At 36.6% G+C, this 20,049-nt stretch carries 18 protein-coding genes; 13 read left to right on the plus strand and 5 right to left on the minus strand.

All coding sequences use genetic code 11. The features are described from left to right. Positions 1 to 105: 105 nt before the first annotated feature. Both AC4EHJ_RS02330 and AC4EHJ_RS02335 read left to right on the plus strand, forming a co-directional pair. Positions 106 to 816, plus strand: coding sequence for a cytochrome c biogenesis CcdA family protein (locus AC4EHJ_RS02330; protein WP_135504905.1), 711 nt, complete (start codon positions 106 to 108; stop codon positions 814 to 816). 73 nt (positions 817 to 889) lie between these two features. Then, on the plus strand, positions 890 to 1,390 hold the full coding sequence (locus AC4EHJ_RS02335; protein ID WP_490973980.1) for a CcdC family protein: 501 nt from the start codon (positions 890 to 892) through the stop codon (positions 1,388 to 1,390). 338 nt (positions 1,391 to 1,728) lie between these two features. Here AC4EHJ_RS02335 and AC4EHJ_RS02340 read toward each other — a convergent pair whose 3' ends face one another. After that, positions 1,729 to 2,163, minus strand: coding sequence for a DUF2621 family protein (locus AC4EHJ_RS02340; RefSeq protein WP_490975605.1), 435 nt, complete (start codon positions 2,161 to 2,163; stop codon positions 1,729 to 1,731). Between the two features lie 121 nt (positions 2,164 to 2,284). On the opposite strand from AC4EHJ_RS02340, the gene AC4EHJ_RS02345 reads away from it, so the two are divergent. The 4 genes from AC4EHJ_RS02345 (at position 2,285) to AC4EHJ_RS02360 (ending at position 3,589) form a co-directional block, all read left to right on the plus strand. Then, on the plus strand, positions 2,285 to 2,503 hold the full coding sequence (locus AC4EHJ_RS02345; protein WP_490973981.1) for a DUF1659 domain-containing protein: 219 nt from the start codon (positions 2,285 to 2,287) through the stop codon (positions 2,501 to 2,503). A gap of 23 nt (positions 2,504 to 2,526) precedes the next feature. Next, positions 2,527 to 2,742, plus strand: coding sequence for a DUF2922 domain-containing protein (locus AC4EHJ_RS02350; protein ID WP_490973982.1), 216 nt, complete (start codon positions 2,527 to 2,529; stop codon positions 2,740 to 2,742). A gap of 69 nt (positions 2,743 to 2,811) precedes the next feature. Further along, a complete protein-coding gene (locus tag AC4EHJ_RS02355; protein WP_135503621.1) occupies positions 2,812 to 2,940 on the plus strand; it encodes a YvrJ family protein in 129 nt (42 codons plus the stop codon). 91 nt (positions 2,941 to 3,031) lie between these two features. After that, positions 3,032 to 3,589, plus strand: a complete 558-nt coding sequence (locus AC4EHJ_RS02360; protein WP_490973983.1) for an SCO family protein — start codon at positions 3,032 to 3,034, stop codon at positions 3,587 to 3,589. 72 nt (positions 3,590 to 3,661) lie between these two features. On the opposite strand, the gene mscL is transcribed toward AC4EHJ_RS02360, so the two are convergent. Then, complete coding sequence (gene mscL / locus AC4EHJ_RS02365; protein WP_490973984.1) at positions 3,662 to 4,051, minus strand: large conductance mechanosensitive channel protein MscL; 390 nt, start codon at positions 4,049 to 4,051, stop codon at positions 3,662 to 3,664. A gap of 199 nt (positions 4,052 to 4,250) precedes the next feature. On the opposite strand from mscL, the gene AC4EHJ_RS02370 reads away from it, so the two are divergent. From AC4EHJ_RS02370 to AC4EHJ_RS02395, 6 genes are all read left to right on the plus strand, one after another. After that, the gene (locus AC4EHJ_RS02370; protein WP_490973985.1) at positions 4,251 to 6,329 is read left to right on the plus strand and encodes a GmrSD restriction endonuclease domain-containing protein; all 2,079 of its coding nucleotides are present in this window, start codon (positions 4,251 to 4,253) and stop codon (positions 6,327 to 6,329) included. Between the two features lie 270 nt (positions 6,330 to 6,599). Further along, the gene (locus AC4EHJ_RS02375; protein WP_490973986.1) at positions 6,600 to 6,965 is read left to right on the plus strand and encodes a HEAT repeat domain-containing protein; all 366 of its coding nucleotides are present in this window, start codon (positions 6,600 to 6,602) and stop codon (positions 6,963 to 6,965) included. Between the two features lie 360 nt (positions 6,966 to 7,325). After that, positions 7,326 to 9,335 (plus strand): site-specific DNA-methyltransferase, encoded by a 2,010-nt coding sequence (locus tag AC4EHJ_RS02380; protein WP_490973987.1) that lies wholly within the window; start codon positions 7,326 to 7,328, stop codon positions 9,333 to 9,335. Between the two features lie 17 nt (positions 9,336 to 9,352). Continuing rightward, complete coding sequence (locus AC4EHJ_RS02385; RefSeq protein WP_490973988.1) at positions 9,353 to 12,322, plus strand: type III restriction-modification system endonuclease; 2,970 nt, start codon at positions 9,353 to 9,355, stop codon at positions 12,320 to 12,322. A 13-nt stretch (positions 12,323 to 12,335) separates the two neighbouring features. After that, positions 12,336 to 13,613, plus strand: a complete 1,278-nt coding sequence (locus AC4EHJ_RS02390) for a ParB N-terminal domain-containing protein (protein WP_490973989.1) — start codon at positions 12,336 to 12,338, stop codon at positions 13,611 to 13,613. Continuing rightward, positions 13,600 to 15,507 (plus strand): DEAD/DEAH box helicase, encoded by a 1,908-nt coding sequence (locus tag AC4EHJ_RS02395; protein WP_490973990.1) that lies wholly within the window; start codon positions 13,600 to 13,602, stop codon positions 15,505 to 15,507. The genes AC4EHJ_RS02390 and AC4EHJ_RS02395 overlap by 14 nt, the downstream gene beginning before the upstream one ends. A gap of 867 nt (positions 15,508 to 16,374) precedes the next feature. Here AC4EHJ_RS02395 and AC4EHJ_RS02400 read toward each other — a convergent pair. The 3 genes from AC4EHJ_RS02400 to AC4EHJ_RS02410 all read right to left on the minus strand — a co-directional run bounded on the left by AC4EHJ_RS02400 (position 16,375) and on the right by AC4EHJ_RS02410 (position 18,781). Beyond that, a complete protein-coding gene (locus tag AC4EHJ_RS02400) occupies positions 16,375 to 17,796 on the minus strand; it encodes a hypothetical protein (protein WP_490973991.1) in 1,422 nt (473 codons plus the stop codon). A 245-nt stretch (positions 17,797 to 18,041) separates the two neighbouring features. Continuing rightward, positions 18,042 to 18,560 (minus strand): hypothetical protein, encoded by a 519-nt coding sequence (locus AC4EHJ_RS02405; protein WP_490973992.1) that lies wholly within the window; start codon positions 18,558 to 18,560, stop codon positions 18,042 to 18,044. 17 nt (positions 18,561 to 18,577) lie between these two features. Further along, a complete protein-coding gene (locus AC4EHJ_RS02410) occupies positions 18,578 to 18,781 on the minus strand; it encodes a hypothetical protein (protein WP_490973993.1) in 204 nt (67 codons plus the stop codon). A 476-nt stretch (positions 18,782 to 19,257) separates the two neighbouring features. Between AC4EHJ_RS02410 and AC4EHJ_RS02415 the strand changes: the two genes are divergently transcribed. Further along, the gene (locus AC4EHJ_RS02415) at positions 19,258 to 20,040 is read left to right on the plus strand and encodes a helix-turn-helix transcriptional regulator (RefSeq protein ID WP_490973994.1); all 783 of its coding nucleotides are present in this window, start codon (positions 19,258 to 19,260) and stop codon (positions 20,038 to 20,040) included. The last annotated feature ends 9 nt before the right edge of the window (positions 20,041 to 20,049 follow it).

Raw genomic sequence — 20,049 nt, forward strand, 5'->3', positions numbered from 1 at the left:
CAGCGAGCCATCCCTTGATTGTCCACAAAGATGTCACAGGCAAAGGGGCAGTGCAGTACTGGGAAATTTGGTAAGATAGGGGGAGATACCAAAGGAGTGACTTTTGTGGGGACCGATATCAATTTATTTCTGGCGTTTGGCGCGGGATTCCTGAGTTTCATCTCTCCGTGTACATTGCCTTTGTATCCAGCATTCTTATCCTATATTACGGGAATGACGCTGGATGAAATCAAGAATGACAAAAAGACGATGCAGCGGCGCGGCATGTTCCACACGCTCTTTTTCTTGCTTGGCTTCTCAACCATTTTCATCGCATTAGGATTCAGCACTTCTTTCTTCTACGAATGGTTCTTGCGCTACGATGATTTGATTCGTCAGATGGGCGCGATTTTCATCGTCATCTTCGGACTGATCGTCGTTGGGATCTTTACACCGAAGTTTTTGATGCAAGACCGGAAATTCGCTTTCAAAAACCGGCCAGGTGGTTTCTTAGGCACATTCGTTATCGGCCTTGCGTTTGCGGCAGGCTGGACGCCTTGTACCGGACCGATTACAGCGGCAATTTATGCACTAGCAGCAACCAACCCAGGTTCGGGCATTTGGTATATGCTCGCATATGTTCTTGGATTCGGCATTCCGTTCTTCGTGCTTTCATTCTTTGTCGCACAGACCGGCTGGCTGCGTCGCAATAGCCAGAAAATCATGAAAGCGGGTGGCTACATCATGATTGCTGTCGGCATCTTGCTATTCTTCGATGGAATGACGTATATTATACGTATCCTCAGCCCGTTTTTCGGAGACTTTCAAGGATTTTAATTAATTAAGCAGGTGGAAAAAATGAAAGAAACGTTCCATAGAGAAATTAGGCATAAAGCAGAGGAGGGGCAGCATGTTTGAATGGATTTCTCCTGAACTGATGCTCATTGCCACAACGATCGGCGCAGCTGGCATGGGGGTTCTAGCTATGTTCGTGCGCTCCAAATCGGCAAAAAAGCCGGCTTCAGCCAAAAAGATCATCTTGCCGCCGTTGTTTATGTCGACTGGTGCGCTGATGTTCATCTTCCCATTTTTCCGGGTAGCACCGATGCAGATTGTCGAAGCGTTGCTTGTCGGCATGCTGTTTTCAACTGTGCTCATCTGGACATCGAAATTCGAAGTGCGTGACGGCGATATCTATTTGAAGCAATCGAAGGCATTCGTTTTCATCTTGATCGGCTTGCTGCTGGTGCGCCTGATCGGCAAAGTGATCTTGAGCGCGACAATCGACATCGGCGAACTCGGCGGCATGTTCTGGATCCTGGCATTCGGCATGATCGTCCCGTGGCGCTTCGCGATGTTCTTCCAGTTCAAGAAACTGCAAGACAAAACGGAAAACGCTGTTCCTCAATAGAGGGACAGCGTTTTTTAGTGTTTTTATAGCCGATATTCCGCAAAACAGCTACGCTTGCCGCGGGCGAGCGCCAAGCCTCATCAGCCCGCTAACGCGTGCTTCCGGGGTCTCGGCTGTCTCGCTTTCCCGCAGGCGTCTCCGTTGTTTTGCTCCATATCTAGGAATCAACTAGAAGCTTCAAATATTGAATCTTTCATGTTCTTTGATAAAAGAATTGGATTTGATATTTAGAACATTACTTTGACTGAAGCCAGGCCCGCGGAAAGCGTCCACCTGCAGCGAAATGAAAAGGGTAATAAGAGCAACAAAAAAGCTGTCCCTCGATGAGGAACAGCTTTTTAGCGTTCGAAATATTGCTCGTATGGGTTTACATCAATCTTCATTTCCGCTAGCTTTTTCCGCAGAAACTTGTGATCGCGCTTTGGTGTTGCGAGGATATAGCCTCGGATGATGTGTTCGAGCTGGATCGATTTCGCTTTCTCATCCAGCAAGATTTGCCCGATGCGTCCGGCGATTTTTTGTTTCGCCACTGGCCGGAACAGATCCGGAACCGGCTGCACCAATTCGTTTAACAACGCTTTTTCTTCAGAGCCCCATAAATGTATGGTTTTGTCGACATAATATTCTTCCCAATTTAAATCCGACAGTCCATCTTTTTTCGGCATGGACTTGAGGAATTTGCGGAACATGAAGAAGCCGCCTATCGCAAACAATCCGACGAGCACCACGACCCAAAAAAGGATAAACCATAAAAACCAGCCATCTAGTGCCACTTTGTTCACCTCTTTTATTCTTACCTAATCCCATTATAGAAGGGTTTCTGAAAAAATTCATTAAAAAGGTATCCTCTTTTCGCATTTGTGTCTATATAGCGAATGAAAGGAGGTGATTGACATGGCAGTAGGAGAATTCAAGAGCGCAAGCATCCGTTGCACGTTGGACAATGGCGTGGACGGCGAAGGGAAAACGGTCAAGAAAGTGAAAGCGTACCATAACGTAACAGACGTAGCAGGTGCCAATGAAATTTTGGCAGCGGTAACGGTCTTAACAGGATTTGGCACAAAGCCGTTGATGTTCCTGGAAAAGCAGACGGCCCAGAACATTTACGCTTAATAATTTAAAAGGGGGAAACGGAAATGGCGAAAACTTTGGAATTGATTTTTGAGACGGGGGCTGGCAAGGACGTGACTTTGTCGGTGGAAGATCCGAGAGAAGATCTGACGCAGCTGGAGCTCCAAGCTGGCATGCAGACGATCATCGACCAGAACATTTTCCACGTGCAAGGTTCGGCATTGACGCTTGCGAAAGCGGCGCGCATCGTGGAGCGCAACATCTTTGACTACGAAGTCTAAAACAGCATATTAAACAGAATCGGCTCTCCTGCAAGGGAGGGCTTTTCTGGTGGAAGCGGGGGGAGAAGGATGGATGAGTGGATGCGTTTGATCCAAGAAGTGGGATTCCCGATATTTGTATCGTTTTACTTGATGCACCGGGTGGAGTCGAAACTTGTGGCGATTCATGATGCGTTGATCACGATGAAAGTTTCCTGATGTCACGGTTTTGTCGGAAAGTCCGGCGCGCGGCGATTGAACCCTGTCGCCGGATTCGCTAAAATGGTGGGTACAGGACGGAGGAGACCACATGAAAAAACGAATGGCTCTTTTGGCCATCGCAGTGCTGTTGTTATTAACGGCCTGCGGCAATGAAGAAATTGAAGATTTCTCCTATACAAACCAGCGCGGCGAAACGGTAACGAACGACAGCCTTAAAGGTGAACCGTGGATTGCTGCGTTTGTCTTTACCAATTGTGACACAGTGTGCCCGCCGATGACTTTTAATTTGGCGTCGATCCAGGAAAAATTGGCCGACGAAGGCATTGAAGACTACCGTATTGTTGCGTTCAGTGTAGACCCTGTAAGGGATACGCCTGAGAAAATGCAGGAATACTTGGCAAACTATTCAGTTCCCGATGAATCGAAATGGAATTTGCTGACGGGCTATACCCAGCCGGAGATCGCGGAGTTCGCAAAAGACAATTTTCAGGCGTTCGTCAAAGACGATCCGAACAGCGACCAAGTGGTCCACGGCACGACGTTCTATTTGATGGACACCAATGGCGAAATTGCCGAAACCTATGATGGCTACATCGATGTGCCGATTGATACGATTGTTGATGATTTAGCGAGTCAGCTCGAATAGCATTGATTTTGATAAGCAACCGAAAAAAGCTGCCGATCCCAAATAGGGGTCGGCAGCTTTTTTCGGTTTGACTTATAAGCCCGTTTTTTCTTTTGCTAGCAAGTCGCGGATTTCCACCAGCAGCTCTTCTTTTTTATCCAGCACCGGCAATTCTTCTTCAGCCGGCACATCTCTCTTGAGCTTTAATGTCGTGAAAATACGGATGACCATGAAAATTGAAAATGCGATGATTGTAAAATCAATGATCGATTGCGCAAATGCGCCATAACGTAGCTCTGCGCCATTAAAAGTATAAGTCCAGTCTTCAACGCTAAAGCCGCCAAGCAATATTCCAACTGCTGGCATAATGATGTCTTCTACTAGCGAAGTGATGATTTTCCCGAAAGCGGTCCCGATAACAACCGCAATGGCCAAATCAAGCACATTGCCTTTCAATGCGAACTTTTTAAAATCTTCCCACATGAGATTCAACTCCTTATTATTCATTGTACTGTGAAGGATTAGGAAGACAACTCTTTTTAGTATATTTAGGTCGTTGAGCGCATCAGCAGTCAGCTTGTTTATAGTTTTGTTTGTTGGTAGTATTAGGTAATAATTAAAGTGTATTCACACTTAAGATATCAATATACCAAAATTTGTATAAAAAATTGGAGGGTTCTGAATGAAAGCTTCTGAGACAAACTTATTGAAATTTTTAAGTGGACAAAAACAATTCCTCGTACCGATTTATCAAAGGAAATACAGTTGGAGTCATAGCCACTGCCAACAATTATGGAATGATATTATACAGGCTGGAAAAAGTGACTCAATCAAAGGCCATTTTATAGGTTCGATTGTATATATCGAGAAGGGGCTTTACGTTACTTCTCAAATTCCGCAGCTGCTGGTAATTGATGGCCAGCAGCGCTTGACAACTCTATCGCTGTTATTGATGGCATTCCGCAAAAGGATAGCGCAGAGTAAGGAAGAGATTGATACAACTGAGAAAAAGATTAAAAATTATTACCTTGTTAATAACGAAGAAGACGGCGATTTGTATTATAAGCTGTTACTGACGGATACAGACCGCGAAACGTTTATCAGGTTAGTCGATGGAACAGATCTTCCTGATGATTCCTCAAAGCGTGTCATTGAAAATTACGAATTCTTTCTGAACGAGATGGAGAAAACCAGTATGTCGTTGAAAGAATTGTACGAGGGCATTTCAAAACTGATGGTTGTGGATATTGCTTTGGACCGCGAAAATGATAATCCTCAATTGATTTTTGAGAGCCTTAATTCGACCGGACTGGATTTGTCTCAATCTGACTTAATACGAAACTATGTATTAATGAAGCTTGAGCCTGCAGAACAAGCAAAGCTATATAAAAAATATTGGAAGCCGCTTGAGACAAATTTCGGAAATGGTACCGCTGCTTCATTATTCGACCGGTTTATGAGAGATTATTTAACCATAAAATTCGGAGGCAGAATTCCGAAGATTGGCCATGTTTATGATGAATTTAAAGAGTATTTACGAAAAAATCCAGAATTGACGATTGAAAATGCTGTTGCTGATATTTATCGATATGCAAAATGGTTTGCAAAAATTGAAAATGCTAAAGGTGACGACAATGATATTACCGATGCTTTGAAAGACATTAATACATTAAAAGTGGATGTAGCATATCCGCTGTTAATGGAAGTATATGATGATTTCAAATCGGATGTTATTACGGAAGACGAATTTGTCTCAATCATCCGGCTTGTGGAGGCGTATGTCTTTAGAAGAGCAATAATTGGTATTCCGACCAATTCGCTCAATAAGACATTTGCGACCATTAGCAAAGAAATTGATAAAGATAATTACCTCGAAAGCCTGACTGCGGCCTTTCTTAACCTTGATTCTTATAAAAGATTCCCTTCTGATGACGAGTTTCTCCGTGAACTATTGATTAAAGATGTCTATAACTTTAGAAACCGAAATTATCTGCTAAGAAAATTAACGAATAAAGATACTAAAGAAATCGTTGATGTTGAAAAATACACCATTGAGCATATCATGCCTCAAAATAAAAATTTGAGTGAGCAATGGAAGAAAGACATAGGGACAAACTGGGAAAAAGTCCATGCCGAATCTCTACATGTATTGGGCAACCTGACACTAACAAGATACAATTCGGAATTAAGTGATCGGCCATTTCTTGATAAAAGAGACATGCCGGGTGGATTCAAAGTGAGTCCGGTGCGTCTTAATAAGGAGCTACATAAACTGGAGATTTGGAATGGAGGTACAATTGCTACAAGAAGCCAGCATCTCGCCAAAGAAGCCATTGAAGTTTGGCATTTTCCAGTAGTGACAGAATACGTAAAAGCAAAAATGAAAAGCAGAGAAATCAATAAAGAATCTATCTATACTTTAGAAGACTACCCAAACCTTAAAGACGAAACCTTATCGTTGTTTAATGATTTAAGTAAGCAAATCTGTAATTTAGACAGCTCTGTACGTGAGGAGTATAAACAGCGATACATTGTTTACAAAACCGATTCAAACTTTGCAGGGATTATTCCTCAGAAAAACAAGTTGAAGATAATCCTGAATATACAAATCGAAAATCTTCTAGATCCGAAAGAAAGATGCATAGATGTTGCGGGGAAATGGGCGAGCGGAGATACAGTAGTAGATATTGTTGGGACTGGAGAATTAGAATATGCGATGTTTTTAATTAAGCAATCTTTTGAAGCAAATATTGAAAGTTAAGAAGAAAACGATTAACAATATTTTAGTTTATTTTGCTCATCTCAACTAGTTGTTTTCTAATTTATTTTTATCTTGCATTGATTTCAAATTCCTTTGATTTACTGATTCAAATGGAGACGAAAAGTAAATATCAATTTTTTTTATTGTTAACGGTGAATTTTTATTTTAATGACTATGAAAATTAATACTAACTATTTTTAGATAAGACATCAGCGAAAAATATAAAAAATTTATAAATAGTATAATACAATTTGTTTAAGAGGTGATTAAATGAATTTAATAGTTGAAGGTATCTTATCGAATAATATGGCGGAACGAAATATAGCAATAGAGAGAATAATTTCTGAGAAACCGATTGAAGTAAAGAATGATCTATTAAAGATTGCTTTTGAAGGACCTACATATGCGAAGTTGGGTGCTCTAAAGGCATACGGAAATATTATTTCCAAAAATGAAGTTGGAGACATTTTAAAATTCACAAATAATAAAGATTGGCATATGAGGTTAGAGGCTTTGAAATGTATTGCTAATTTAATGGGAGAAGACTCAATAGAAGTACTAAAGCCATTTTTAAAGGATAAAGCATACGGTGTAAGAAGCGAAGTGGAATCCATAATATCTGGTTTTAAAAGTTAGTGAGGGGCTAGAAAGTATATCCCAAAATTAGTTCGCATTTAACGGTTCTACAGTTCCTGTAAGCTCAATATAGGAATCTGTATGTATATTAAGTTGACAGCGATAATGAAGATTACAGTCTGAACGTCAGAGACATGTGGTTTCCCAATCCGCATTCCGATATTAGTAGGCTAAACTAATAGCCAAAGAGCGACCCTCAAATCTGGTAATGTATTTGTATCAACTCTCTCTACTTACGTATTGGAGGAGGTTCTCAATTTTCTTAATATTTTTCTTTAAAGACAAATAGGTTTTGAATGATAAAATTAATTCGAAATTTACACATAATAAATATAAATAAGAGGTAGAGGTGTATTAATAATGTTGCGAGATAATAATAGTTTTAACGAAAAAGTAAAACCGAATTCATTGTTTATAAATGAATTAAAAGAAACTTTGCCCGATTTTTTTACAGCTAATAAATTCGACGATGAAGGAAATATTGTTGAAGAAGGAAAATTCGATTTAGAAAAATTCAAAAAGATGTTACAAGATAAAAACATTGAAGAACTATCCAGTGGTTATCAATTAGATTTTATAGGCAAAGATTATGCAAAAAAACAAGCTGGGGAATTTGCAAAAACTGTTATTGTTCCAAACCTCGATCATAATAAATTGGAAGAAAATAAAAATAGTAAGAACTTGTTTTTTACAGGCGATAATTTGGAAACTTTACGTCATTTGCAAAATAATTATAGTAAATCTATTGATATGATTTACATAGACCCACCGTATAATACCGGTTCTGATGGATTTATTTATCCAGACAAATTCGAATACAGTGATCTAACATTAAAAGATATGTTCGGTTTGGGTGATAAGGAATTAGAACGTTTAAAAAGCATCCAAGGGAAAGCAACACATTCAGCATGGTTAACATTCATGTATCCAAGACTATGGTTAGCTAAAAGATTACTAAAAAAGAATGGCATAATTCTACTCTCCATTGATGATAACGAACAGTCGAACTTGACTCTAATTTTAGATGAAATATTTGGTGAAGGAAATAAATTACCACCATTTGTATGGCAAAATAAAAAAGGTGGCGGTAACGATGCAACACATATTGCAGAAGAAACAGAAGTTGTTCTAGTCTATACAAAAAATATTAACCTCGTACCAAAACTATTTGAGATATACGATGAAACCTATGTGAAACGATACAAAGAGGAAGACTCTATAGGTAAATATTATTGGGACACATTTAAGAGGAAATCCGGGAAGCAATACTACCCAATAACTACACCAGACGGAACCATTTTGCAATATGATAGCTATGGTAATGATATAAGTTGGCTTAGGTCTGAAAAGAGATATTATCAAGATTTAGAAGATGGTGAAGTGAGATTTGTTAAAAGTAAAAATGGTGAATGGAATGTGCATTTTAAGCAACGATTGCCAAATGGGAAAAAACCAAGAAGTATTTTAACGAATAAAGGTACCACTTCATCTGGTAGCGAGGAAATACTGAATTACTTTTCAAAAGAAGTATTTAGTAATCCTAAACCTACAAATCTTATTAAATATTTTACTGAGGTATTTACAGATGATAAAGCGGTCATATTAGATTTTTTTGCTGGTTCAGGTACTACAGCTGATGCAATATTGAATTTAAATGTTTCTCCACAGTCCGATAGAAGCTTCATTTTAGCACAATTAGATGAACCAACATATCTTATACGTAATAGTGGAGAAACTGTGCCTAAAAACGATAATGTAAGTAAAAATGCTTATAGTCTTGGATTCATGTCCATTGACGAAATTAGCCGTGAAAGAATTAAGAGAGCGAGTCAGAAAATTCAAATTAATGCCGGAGCATCACTGCCAGAAAAATTTGATAGTGGTTTTAAACATTATTACATTGTAACTCCTGAACAACCAACATTAAACGATATAGAGTCATTCGATATGGATTCAGGTTTGTTTAAAGATAGCGGTGGCCAGTTAGTCAACTTACTCGAAAGTGGTTTCGATGATATGATTAATCCATTTTCATCAAAAGGATTAAAGGTTAGTGGTAATGCCAGTGGTGTAGATACGATTGTGAATACATGGCTCGTAGCAGATGGTTATAAAATGGATATACCCACAGAAAATGTAGACATTGCTGGGTATGAATCAACTTACATTGATCAAAGTCGCTTGTATTTAATTCATGAAAAATGGGATGGAAAAAAAACGAAAGTTCTTTTAAATTTGATCGGAACTCATATATTAAATGTTCAAACTATTGTGCTTTACGGATACTCATTTAACTTAGAAAGTATACGGGAAATTGAGATAGGCTTGAAGCAGCTTGATGGTAAAATCAATCTGCTAAAAAGGTATTAAGGAGGTAGGAATAAAATTTGAAAATACTATTAGAGGAATTACCTCATCAAGAAGACAGTCTGAAAGCCATTTTGGAGAGCTTTACTGGCATGGATCATACAACGGATAAAAAGGATGCATCTGATGTATATGCAAATCCTCTAATTAAAGAAAGATATATTGAATCTGCTAATATTGACGTGAAAATGGAAACAGGAACAGGTAAAACCTATGTATATACAAGATTGATGTATGAAATGCATAAACTGCATGGAATCTTTAAATTTGTTATTGTAGTTCCCAGTCCAGCGATTAAAGAGGGCACGAAAAACTTTATAGAAAGTGATTATGCAAGTCAGCACTTTGCTCAATTTTACGAGAATACGAGAATTGAATTAAACGTTATTAATGCAGGAGATTTTAAAACGAAGTCAGGAAGGAAAAATTTCCCTGCACATTTACTTGACTTTGTTGAAGGAAGTAAACAAAATTCCAATACCATTCAAGTACTTTTAATAAATGTCGGAATGTTAAATTCTACGAGTATGAAGAAAAATGATTATGATCAAACATTGATGGGGGGCGTAACAAGTCCTTTAGAGGGGATTCAGAACACTCGTCCAGTAGTTATTATTGATGAACCACATCGCTTTCCACGCGATAAGGCTAATTATCAAGCGATAGAGACTATTAAACCTCAAGTGATTATTCGTTTTGGAGCTACTTTCCCCGATATCACTACAGGAAAAGGAAAGAATAAAGTCTTGAAAAAAGATTATTATAGAGGAAAGCCTCAGTTTGATTTAAATGCAATTGAAAGTTTTAATAATGGTTTAGTTAAAAGCATAGATATTTATTATCCTAATTTAACTGAAGAACAGTCAAAAAATCGGTATGTAATAGACAGTGTCACTTCAAAGGAATTAGTACTTAAGCAAGGCGGAAAGCTTCAGACAATTTATGCTGGAGGAAATTTAGCTGAAGTAGATTCAGGATTTGAAGGAGATATTGAATATTCCGGTTCTAAATTGTTAAGTAATGAATTAGAGCTTGATAAAGGCATGATTTTAATCCCTGGAACTTTTCGTTCTTCCTACCAAGAATTAATTATTAGAGATGCCCTGGATAAGCATTTTGAAATTGAACAGAAAAATTTTTTAAGAAACATTGAAAGAAATAGCAATGAACCAAAGATAAAAACCTTAAGTCTATTTTTTATTGATAATATTAGTAGTTATCGTCAAGAAGACGGTTGGTTAAAAGAAACTTTTAAACGTTTATTGAAAGAAAAACTTTCACGACTAGTTTCTGAATATGAATTTAAACGCCAACCAAGAGAACAGGAATATTTAGACTTTTTAAAAGCTACTCAAACAAGCCTTAATCTTGGGGACACTAAGCAGAATGTGCATGCAGGTTATTTTGGTGAGGATCTTGGCTCTGGCGATGAAGCTGTTCAGAATCAAGTAGATGATATTTTAAAGAATAAAGAAAAATTACTCAGTTTTAAAGATGAAAGAGGATTCTGGCAAACAAGGCGTTTCTTATTTTCAAAATGGACATTGCGTGAAGGCTGGGATAATCCAAATGTATTTGTAATTGCCAAATTACGGACATCAGGCAGTGAAAATAGCAAAATTCAAGAAGTAGGTCGTGGATTGAGATTACCCGTTGATGAAACTGGTCATCGCATACAACAAGATGAATGGCCTTCTAGACTTGCTTTCTTAATTGGTTATGATGAAAAAGATTTTGCTCAAAACTTAGTTGGAGAGATTAATCAAGATCTTAAAATTGAAATGAATGAAGAAAAGCTTACAGAAGATATGATTATGTTAATTGTTTCAGAGCGAAAGAAAATAGATTCAACATTTACAGATGAGTTTTTATTAAAAAATTTAGATGAGTTGGGAATAATAAATCGAAAAAATGAGTTGAAAAAGGCTATCGAAATAGATGGCGTTAAAAAAGATGGTTTTGCATGGTTAATTGAACTATATCCTGAATTGAACTCAATTCAATTACGAGAAGGTAAAGTAGTCGAACCAAAAAAAAACCAAATAAAAACTCGAGTGAAACTAAGAAAAGAAAATTGGGAAAAAGTAAAAGAACTATGGCAGCGATTTTCCAATCGCTACATGTTAGAGTTTGAACGCATCCCTCAAACTATTCAACTAATAGCTAATGAGATAGTTGGCAATGCAAGTTTATATGAACGAGAAGTGCCCATACAAATACGTGAATCAATATACGCAAGTCAAGATAATAAAAGTGTTGTTTTGAAAGAACAAGAGCAGGAATATAAACGCATTTATTTGCCCGGAATGTCTTATGGGAAATTTGTAAAAGCTATCCATGCAGCAACAGCAATTCCAGTGAATGATATTCATAAAAATTTACTCCAGCTGATGAAATCTGATCTGCAGGGTGACTCAAAATATTTAAGTGAAGTGTCGCTCAAAAATATAATTCGTGAATTTAAAAAACGATTTGATGAAGTATTTGCACAGACTTACGAATATAAGAAGTTAGATTTTCAAGCGCATACGTCTCTTTATAATCCTGAAACAGATAAATTTGTATATGATGTTAATGCAGAAATTCTTGGCGTAAATGTAGATAACCAAGCACTTGAAGATAATCGCTATCTTTATGAAGTGCCACCAATTCGATACGATAGTGTAACGCCTGAAAGGGAATTATTGAGACATAATTATCATGAGAAGGTTACTGTTTTTGGAAAATTACCTAGAAGATCTATCCAAGTTCCTAAATACACTGGAGGCTCTACTACTCCTGATTTTATTTATATGATTGAAAAAGAAGATGAGACAAGTGTGTATTTACTAGTAGAGACAAAAGCAGAAAATATGAGAATCGGAGATCAAAGCATAGTTCAAATTCAAAAGAAATTTTTTGATAATTTAAAAGAACACTCTGTTGAATTTGAAGAAGCAACAAGTGCACAGCAAGTGTATTCTACTATAAGGAAATTAGCTGAAGAATAGGAGAAACTACAATATGGATAAAAACGTCCCCTTACTAAATTTGATTCAGGATGGACAATTAATTAAAACAGGAGCGAAACCAAAGTTACCTATTCAAATACCTAAGGTAACTGATGGCATGTTGGATGTTTATCGCATACCTTTAGAGCATCTTTATTATAATGATGAGAATGGTCGTATTGCTTCTGCTATTTCACGTCTTGAAAACCGAATAGTGCCTGCTAAAGATAATGATGATTCAGAGTACAACCTTTCAATTGAAAAAATGGTTGTAGAAGATAATTCTTTTAAATTAAAACAAACAAAAAATTCTATTCGAGAATCGGGTCAAAAAGTATTCGGATACGTTTTAGCAGACGGTCGTGTTATTGACGGAAACAGAAGATACACTGCTTTAAGACAGTTAGCAAAAGAAACGGGAGAATCTTATTTTTTCGAAGCTGTGATTTTACCGTTCACCTATGAGCTGAAAACTGAACGAGCAGAAATTAAGAGGCTTGAATTAGCAATTCAAATGGGAACTGAAGAACGTCAGGCGTACGATCCTGTTGATTTATCAGTAGACATTTATCAAACAGTTATAGTGGATCAATTGATTAGTGTAGCGGATTATTCGAAAGAAGCAAAAATTAATAAAAAGGAAGTGTCCGATCGTATAGAAACAGTAATATTAATGCAAGATTATTTGAATTTCATTAATGCAAAATCTAATGCATTCCATATTATTAAGGACACAAAACTTTACACACCTCTTTACGAACTTTCGAAAAAACTCTCTAGACAATTCCCTAAAAAGGGTCCGACATATGAACAATCACGAATAACTACTTTTGCTCTATTAAGTAAAATGCTATCTGTTGGTGATGATACCGGAAGAGATATTCGAGAGTACTACAATACAATATTAACAACTGAAATAAATACTGATTTCAATGAGTCGATCGAGGATACTATTAATGATTTGCAAGATAAACTTGAGGAAAATACGATAAATTCGGCAACAGATTTGCGAAGAGCTTTAGAAAAGACAGCGCCAGAATTAAGAATTATTAATTCAGAATTTATCCAGACTATGAATAAACATAATCGCGGGAAAAATATTGATTCATTTATTAGTGATATAAAAGAAACTTTAAATGTCTTGAAAGATATGGAAAAAGGGAACGGACTTACTGGCAATTTAAAGTTTAATAATTTTAGTAAAGATCAAATTACCGAGATTCGTGAATATCTTATCCAAATAAATTTAGCAAGTAAAGAATTGATAGGGATTTATGATGATGAAATCTAACCCTAAAATAATTTCAGTACTGCATAAGAATGAAGCTTATTTTCAACTTCTAGATAGTATTGAAGAGTGCCTGAAACAGAGCAAAGTAAGGCGTATTTTGGAGCGTTATCGGAGTTATTTTGCGGATTTCGATAATTTATTGATTGATGGTTCTATAAATTATGTTAATTTGCAAGAACTTATTGAAAAGGTAGATCGTGCATTAGTAAAGAGTAATGCAGTAGTATTAGAAAAAAGTGACGATGTTCTATTATATATTCAACAAAGTAAGTACGCTATTGACGAACAACGTATTGCAGGAAGTACGATTAAATCTTCTGATCAACGATGGAAAGATGAAATGAATAGATTTAAAAGTATTTTAAATAACGAAATTACACGGCCATTAAAACTAGAGCAGTTGCAAGCAAGTTTTTATTTGGCCACGATGAAGAGAGCTGCAAACTTTTCTGTCCCAGGTGCAGGTAAAACAGCAATGATGTACGGAACATATGCTTACTTAAGCAGTCAAAATGTTAGGGAAGTACGACAAATACTTGTTGTTTCACCAATCAATGCATTCGAAGCATGGCGAACAGAATTTATTGAAGTGTTCGGAGCTAAACGTTCTTTAAATTACATGAATTTAAAAGATACTAAATACCAAAATATCGGTAAAATTCGTAATGATTGGGGAACTAGCAATATTATTGTCATTAACTATGAAGCATTAGAAAGTAAATTGGATATATTAAACGAACTAATAGATGAACAGACAATGATTGTATTTGATGAAGTTCATAGAATAAAGGGTATAGGCGGAAGGCGAGCTAAGGCCGCATTGAACCTTGGATCAAAAGCACAATATCATTATGCTTTAACAGGCACGCCAATACCTAATAGCTATAAAGACATCTACAATTTTCTGCATTTATTATATGATAGAGAATACGACTCTTTCTTTGGATGGGAAGTCAGTGAGTTAGAAAATCCGTACGTTGAGGAAATAAATGATCGTGTTCAACCGTTCTTCTGGAGAACAAATAAAGTGGATCTAAAAGTACCAGCAGCTGATCCTGATAAACTCATACTTGTTGAACCATCAGAAAGACAGCAAAGACTAGTTGAAACAATATATGAAAATGAAGGGAATATTTTATCTCTATATTTGAGACTATTACAAGCTTCTACTAATCCTTCTCTTTTACTGGAAAAAATCGAATATAGAGATTTAGGATTGATCGATGATGAATTAGACTTATCGCTATTAAATGCTTTAAATGATAAAGAAAAAGAATTAGCCAGAAAACAATCTTATCAACAGCTTCAAGTAGATACAATTACTTCGCGGAAATTCGAAAAAGGAATCCAACTGATTACAGATTTAGTGAGTGAAGGTAAAAAAGTTATTGTATGGGGAATGTTTGTAAAAACAATGCAAAAGATTCAACACGAGCTGAAAGGAAAGGGGATTTCTGTGAATTTAGTTTATGGAGGAACTCCAAAAGATGAAAGAGTTGAATTAATCAATGATTTTCGTGATGGTACAGTATCTGTAATGATTTCTAACCCCAACACATTAGGAGAATCCATTTCTTTACATCAAACGGTCCATGATGCTATTTACTTTGAATATAATTTCAATTTAACGTTTATGTTGCAATCTAGAGACCGTATTCATCGCCTAGGTTTAAAAGATGGGCAATATACAAGATATTACTACTTAATGAGTGAAGGAGATCGAGCACACGGGGGCTTCATTGATCAAGCGGTTTACAAGCGATTAAAAGAAAAAGAACAGATTATGCTCGATGCTATTGATGGCGAATTGTTAATTCCAGAAGTTACAGATGATTATTTAGATGATGTAAAAAAAATAATACGGAACTATTCTTATTCTCATTTAAATACTTGATAAGTTAAACTTAGAAAGATAATATGGATAGTCATTTACTACAAAAATTTATAAACTAAAATTGTCAAAGAAATTTGTCTTTTTTGGATTAGATTAAAAAATGACCCGACTAAACAGTTATGGAAAAACTCAAACTACCAAACTAAAGGACCTATTAAATATGTGAAAACGAAAACCACCAGAATTTAAGGGGTACATTGTCAAGATCCACACCTAGGAAGGACGGAAAGCGACGAACCTTTCGTACGAAATCGGCATCACCGCTTTCCATGAACTGACTAGTGTCGGATATCATCTACATCTGGAGGCTGGAAGGCTGGATTTATTTGGCAAGCGTGATGGATCACTCTCCCGCAAGATTATGGGGTGGGGCCTGGCCGTCACGATGGAGACTGCCCAGTCGCTAATCCATACAAAAAAGCCTTCCTGATGAGAACTCTCACGGACATGCCCTTCAACCATTCTGACCGGGGTTCCCAACATTATTCCACTAAATACATCAAATGCCTGAACTCGAAAGAGCTCCAAATTGTCATGGTTCGCAAGGGAGAGTCTTAAGACAACGCTTGCATCGAATCGTTCCACACCACAATTAAGGGGGAAATGATTTATCTCCACCGTTTTTCTGCTATTTGAAGCAGCCAAGCTAGCCATATACCACTACATCGACGACGGCATTCGACACTCGACTATCTATTGCCGGAAACCTGGGGCATCGGTTCGATTTTTTATACCGGTGGCCATAGATGCCCAATAAAGCGGAGCGCCAAAGAGTTGTGAAGAAAAAACGCCGGTTTGATCTGTCCACCTTATTGACAGAAGACCATTTATTGAAACAGTACTGATTTTACCTACACAACACTTAATTTATGAATTGATAGTACCTTTATATTTATTTTTTATCGTGCCAAGTTGAGTAAGTATACCATTCTTGTCTAAATTCAATATTGCAGATTTCATAGCGTTAACTTCTTCTGAAGAGACAGTATCAGTATGTGCTGCTTTATTCCGTATTGTATGAATGGTGTTCCATTCACTTAATAATAAACTATATTTGTTTATTCCAACTTCATTCCATTTTTCTTTCGAAATGAAATTTTGTGCCAAATATTTAGATTTCCCAAGTTCTGGAGGAAGCCATTTTCCATTTCTTCCTTTATTAAAATCTACATTATGGAAGATAGCTGATTTACTTGGCTCTTTCTTATTAAAATATTGTGGAAGAGTAATTTCTTTTTCATCCCGGATCCAATGAACAAATGAATAGTTAATTTCCTGTTCAAACATTTTCGAAATGCAAATTGCACTAGGAGAGAAATCAGTATAGGTATCACCAGTGTTTAAAAAATGCTGTACATCTATAGCAGTTTGCAATAAGTGAATAGAATTTTTTTCTAAACTACTATTCTTTAAGAAATTCACAGGTTTCTTATCATCTGTTGAGAGAGCCATAAATGTAGCTGTCTTTATTGATAGTTCTTCAATAATCTCAATGTTTTTAGTGGGAGAAATTTTAGATTCATGTAAATTTTCTCTTAGATAAGATATATTCTTAAGTACTTTATTGAGAGCGAGTGTTCGATGTTTATGTGCAGTTTCGTAATCGAATTGGTTAATGTTTGGATTTTCCTTAATCATAAAACTTAAAATATCCGACAATGTTCTTGCAAGAGTTTCATTTAAAACTTCACTTCCAAATTCATTGAATAATTTTAAGTTCATTAGATCTAGCATTAGAAATAACCTTTCTTGCTCAATAACTAAATTCATTTTCATTGCTTCTTTAGTCATTTTAAATTCATTCGCAACACTTGTTAGACGAAGTAACTGAGATTCAAAAATGTATGGGGAAGTTTTGTACCAACGAAATGATCTTAGTCTAGGATCACTGGTAACAATAATAGCTGGTAAATCATTTGAAGTTAAATTCAAACTTTGTGCAAATGCAAAAGCGTTATAACTGGTATCGATATTTTCCTCTTGTTCTTCAATTAATGCTCTTAAAGAATCATATGAACGGTTTATCCCTCTTAAATTATAGTTATCAGAAGAATCTACTAAACCAAAAAATGCAAGATTTTGGCCAGTGGCATAATGCAAATTTCGAAAATTCTTCTCAAAAAATTTTTTAAACTCTATATGTTCAAATGGGTCAAAAATAATAAAGGCGAAAACACTATATTCTTTAATTGAATCAATAGCTTCTTTCGTCGTATCATATCTTTTTTTGGAATCGACAACGTCAGCCAATAATTTTAGAGTTTTATAATTAGTTAATGGAAAGCCCATAGATTAGTCATCTCCTTCTTAAAGTCATTAAGTATTTTATATAATTATGGATCACAAACTAAAAAGTAGTTGTAAAATATTGTTCACTGTTTTCTTTCAAGAAACAAAAACTTTCAAATCTCTTTCTTGCTCTGTTCCTCCATGTACTTCTGCCGAATTTCCGCTAACGTTTTTCCGTTTTCTTCATGGACCGCAAACACGTGGGTTTGTATGCTGGACCAGCCGTATAAACCTTTCAACCATTTCTACATAGAGGAATTCTCTCCATTAGTATCAACAAATCCATTATCCAGTAATATAGCTGTATCAGTACGGTCTTTTGCTCGGTTGGTGTCACCATGCTTTACCACACCCCATTCGAGCATAGCGTCAATCTTAGGCATTACTCGCTTGGTCAAGCCAGTTTTTTGTTTTTTGGTCGAAATACTTTTATCTAAAGAGTTTAGGTAGTAATCGGTGTACTCATTCAATGGTAAGATCTTGGCAACATTAAATACAACTGATCCCTGAATTTTGTAAGGAATTAGTTTGAAGCAACTGATATCAACACCACTGCCATTTAGCCAGGCAACTGCTGATAAGGTCTGTTGGTCAAAATCTGAAGCAACCAACACGATTTGTTGTTTTTTGTTAAATTGATCAATTGCCGTATTTAGTTCCAAGAAATTATTTAATATCCTTGTGCCGAGTTCACTGCTCGTCAAAGAGGGGTGATCAAATTTGGACCGATGTTTTTCAATATAAGGACCAAAGATTTTGTTCACTAAATCCTCCGTATCAACTATGGTGGCATAACTGGAGCATAGCGAATTGCTTGAATTTCAAATGCTTCTTTGCGGTTCTCTATATCTTTTCGATCACGCTTAATTTTTATCAGCACTATGTTACTTTTATCATCTACGGCAGCCAGATCGTTTCGCCTGTTCGCAGCGTTTCGCACTTGCTGGCCACCGACATGCATCGACTCTTCTTCGTTGTATTTCATTTCAATGTTTTTCCTCAGCAATTTCTCAATTTGATTTTCAGTTCTGAAAAAATGACCGCTTCAATCTTTTTCTGAAATGCACCCTGATATTATGTACATGCGCATTAGTCCTTTCCTGATTAAAAGTGGAAAAATAAATGAATTGATAATTTCGAATTTTTCGTTAAATGAATTTAGGAATATGTTACCATTAAACTAACTGATAGCAAAGACATTATTACCTTAAAGAAAAGTAAACTATTTTAGCTGGAGCCCAAATGTAAAAAGGCGGTGTTGTGATGATTAGAAGTCGCATATTAGCAATCATTAATTGCTTGTCTACTTACTCCAATAAAGATGAGCCTCTTACGTTGCAGAAAATCAAGAGTATCCTAAATCGGGAATACGGCTTAGATCTTACTGATAAAATGATCAGCACAGAACTTAAATTTCTACGTAGTTCTGATTCAACTCATCAACTAGGAGTAAGAAAAAGTATGAAAAACCCGAAGGAGAAAGTTTATTATCTGAAAAATACATCGTTTCAAGTCCATGAATTGCGCTACCTGATGGATGCTGTTTCATCGGCGAGGTTTATCTCGCAGCCTGAAACTGCGCAATTAATTTATAAACTGCGGAGTTTGACGGATGAACAAACTTCTAAACGCTTAGCTAACGAGTTGGTCCACAGTGAAGGGAAAATCGTCATGGATCAATTTGCTGAGAATGTCCAAACTCTCCATGAAGCGATCAGGGCTAAAAGATGTGTAAGGTTCCAATACGGACGGTATAACGTGCAGAAGGACTTTGTCTTTAGCAGAGACAAAGGTTTTTACGAGGTTATTCCGTTAGGTGTCGTTTGGAACCAAGAATACTATTACTTGATAGCTCAGGAACGTGAAAAAAAGATGATAATTCAATACCGCATTGACCGAATGAGATCTGTTTCAAAAACCGATGACTCCTGGACACCAATTCTAGGCTTCGAGCTGAAGAAATATGTTGCCCAACTATTCCATATGTATTCAGGAGAAAAAAGCGGCATTGCCATCGAGTTTGAAAATCACTTGGTCAATGTCATTATCGACCGCTTTGGGATTGATGCCAAAATAACAGCCATCAGCGAAACCCGTTTCTTGCTGGAGACAGAAGGCATTGTGAGCGATGGCTTGGTAAGATGGCTTTTGACTTGGGGTGCGGATGCGAAAGCAGTTAGGCCAGTTGAACTGGTGGAGCTGATGAAGAAGCAAGTTCAACGTTATCAAGGTATGTATACATAATTAAGACCT

It is taken from the genome of Planococcus sp. TJ-301 (genome assembly GCF_058268475.1).

What these genes read in the sequence shown, in the direction of transcription:
- AC4EHJ_RS02345 (WP_490973981.1), top strand. Translation starts at nt 2,285, where the DNA reads ATGGCAGTAGGAGAATTCAAGAGCGCAAGCATCCGTTGCACGTTGGAC.
- AC4EHJ_RS02360 (WP_490973983.1), top strand. Translation starts at nt 3,032, where the DNA reads ATGAAAAAACGAATGGCTCTTTTGGCCATCGCAGTGCTGTTGTTATTA.
- mscL (WP_490973984.1), bottom strand. Translation starts at nt 4,051, where the DNA reads ATGTGGGAAGATTTTAAAAAGTTCGCATTGAAAGGCAATGTGCTTGAT.
- AC4EHJ_RS02335 (WP_490973980.1), top strand. Translation starts at nt 890, where the DNA reads ATGTTTGAATGGATTTCTCCTGAACTGATGCTCATTGCCACAACGATC.
- AC4EHJ_RS02390 (WP_490973989.1), top strand. Translation starts at nt 12,336, where the DNA reads ATGGATAAAAACGTCCCCTTACTAAATTTGATTCAGGATGGACAATTA.
- AC4EHJ_RS02395 (WP_490973990.1), top strand. Translation starts at nt 13,600, where the DNA reads ATGATGAAATCTAACCCTAAAATAATTTCAGTACTGCATAAGAATGAA.
- AC4EHJ_RS02370 (WP_490973985.1), top strand. Translation starts at nt 4,251, where the DNA reads ATGAAAGCTTCTGAGACAAACTTATTGAAATTTTTAAGTGGACAAAAA.
- AC4EHJ_RS02415 (WP_490973994.1), top strand. Translation starts at nt 19,258, where the DNA reads ATGAAAAACCCGAAGGAGAAAGTTTATTATCTGAAAAATACATCGTTT.
- AC4EHJ_RS02410 (WP_490973993.1), bottom strand. Translation starts at nt 18,781, where the DNA reads ATGAAATACAACGAAGAAGAGTCGATGCATGTCGGTGGCCAGCAAGTG.
- AC4EHJ_RS02375 (WP_490973986.1), top strand. Translation starts at nt 6,600, where the DNA reads ATGAATTTAATAGTTGAAGGTATCTTATCGAATAATATGGCGGAACGA.
- AC4EHJ_RS02400 (WP_490973991.1), bottom strand. Translation starts at nt 17,796, where the DNA reads ATGGGCTTTCCATTAACTAATTATAAAACTCTAAAATTATTGGCTGAC.
- AC4EHJ_RS02380 (WP_490973987.1), top strand. Translation starts at nt 7,326, where the DNA reads ATGTTGCGAGATAATAATAGTTTTAACGAAAAAGTAAAACCGAATTCA.
- AC4EHJ_RS02355 (WP_135503621.1), top strand. Translation starts at nt 2,812, where the DNA reads ATGGATGAGTGGATGCGTTTGATCCAAGAAGTGGGATTCCCGATATTT.
- AC4EHJ_RS02350 (WP_490973982.1), top strand. Translation starts at nt 2,527, where the DNA reads ATGGCGAAAACTTTGGAATTGATTTTTGAGACGGGGGCTGGCAAGGAC.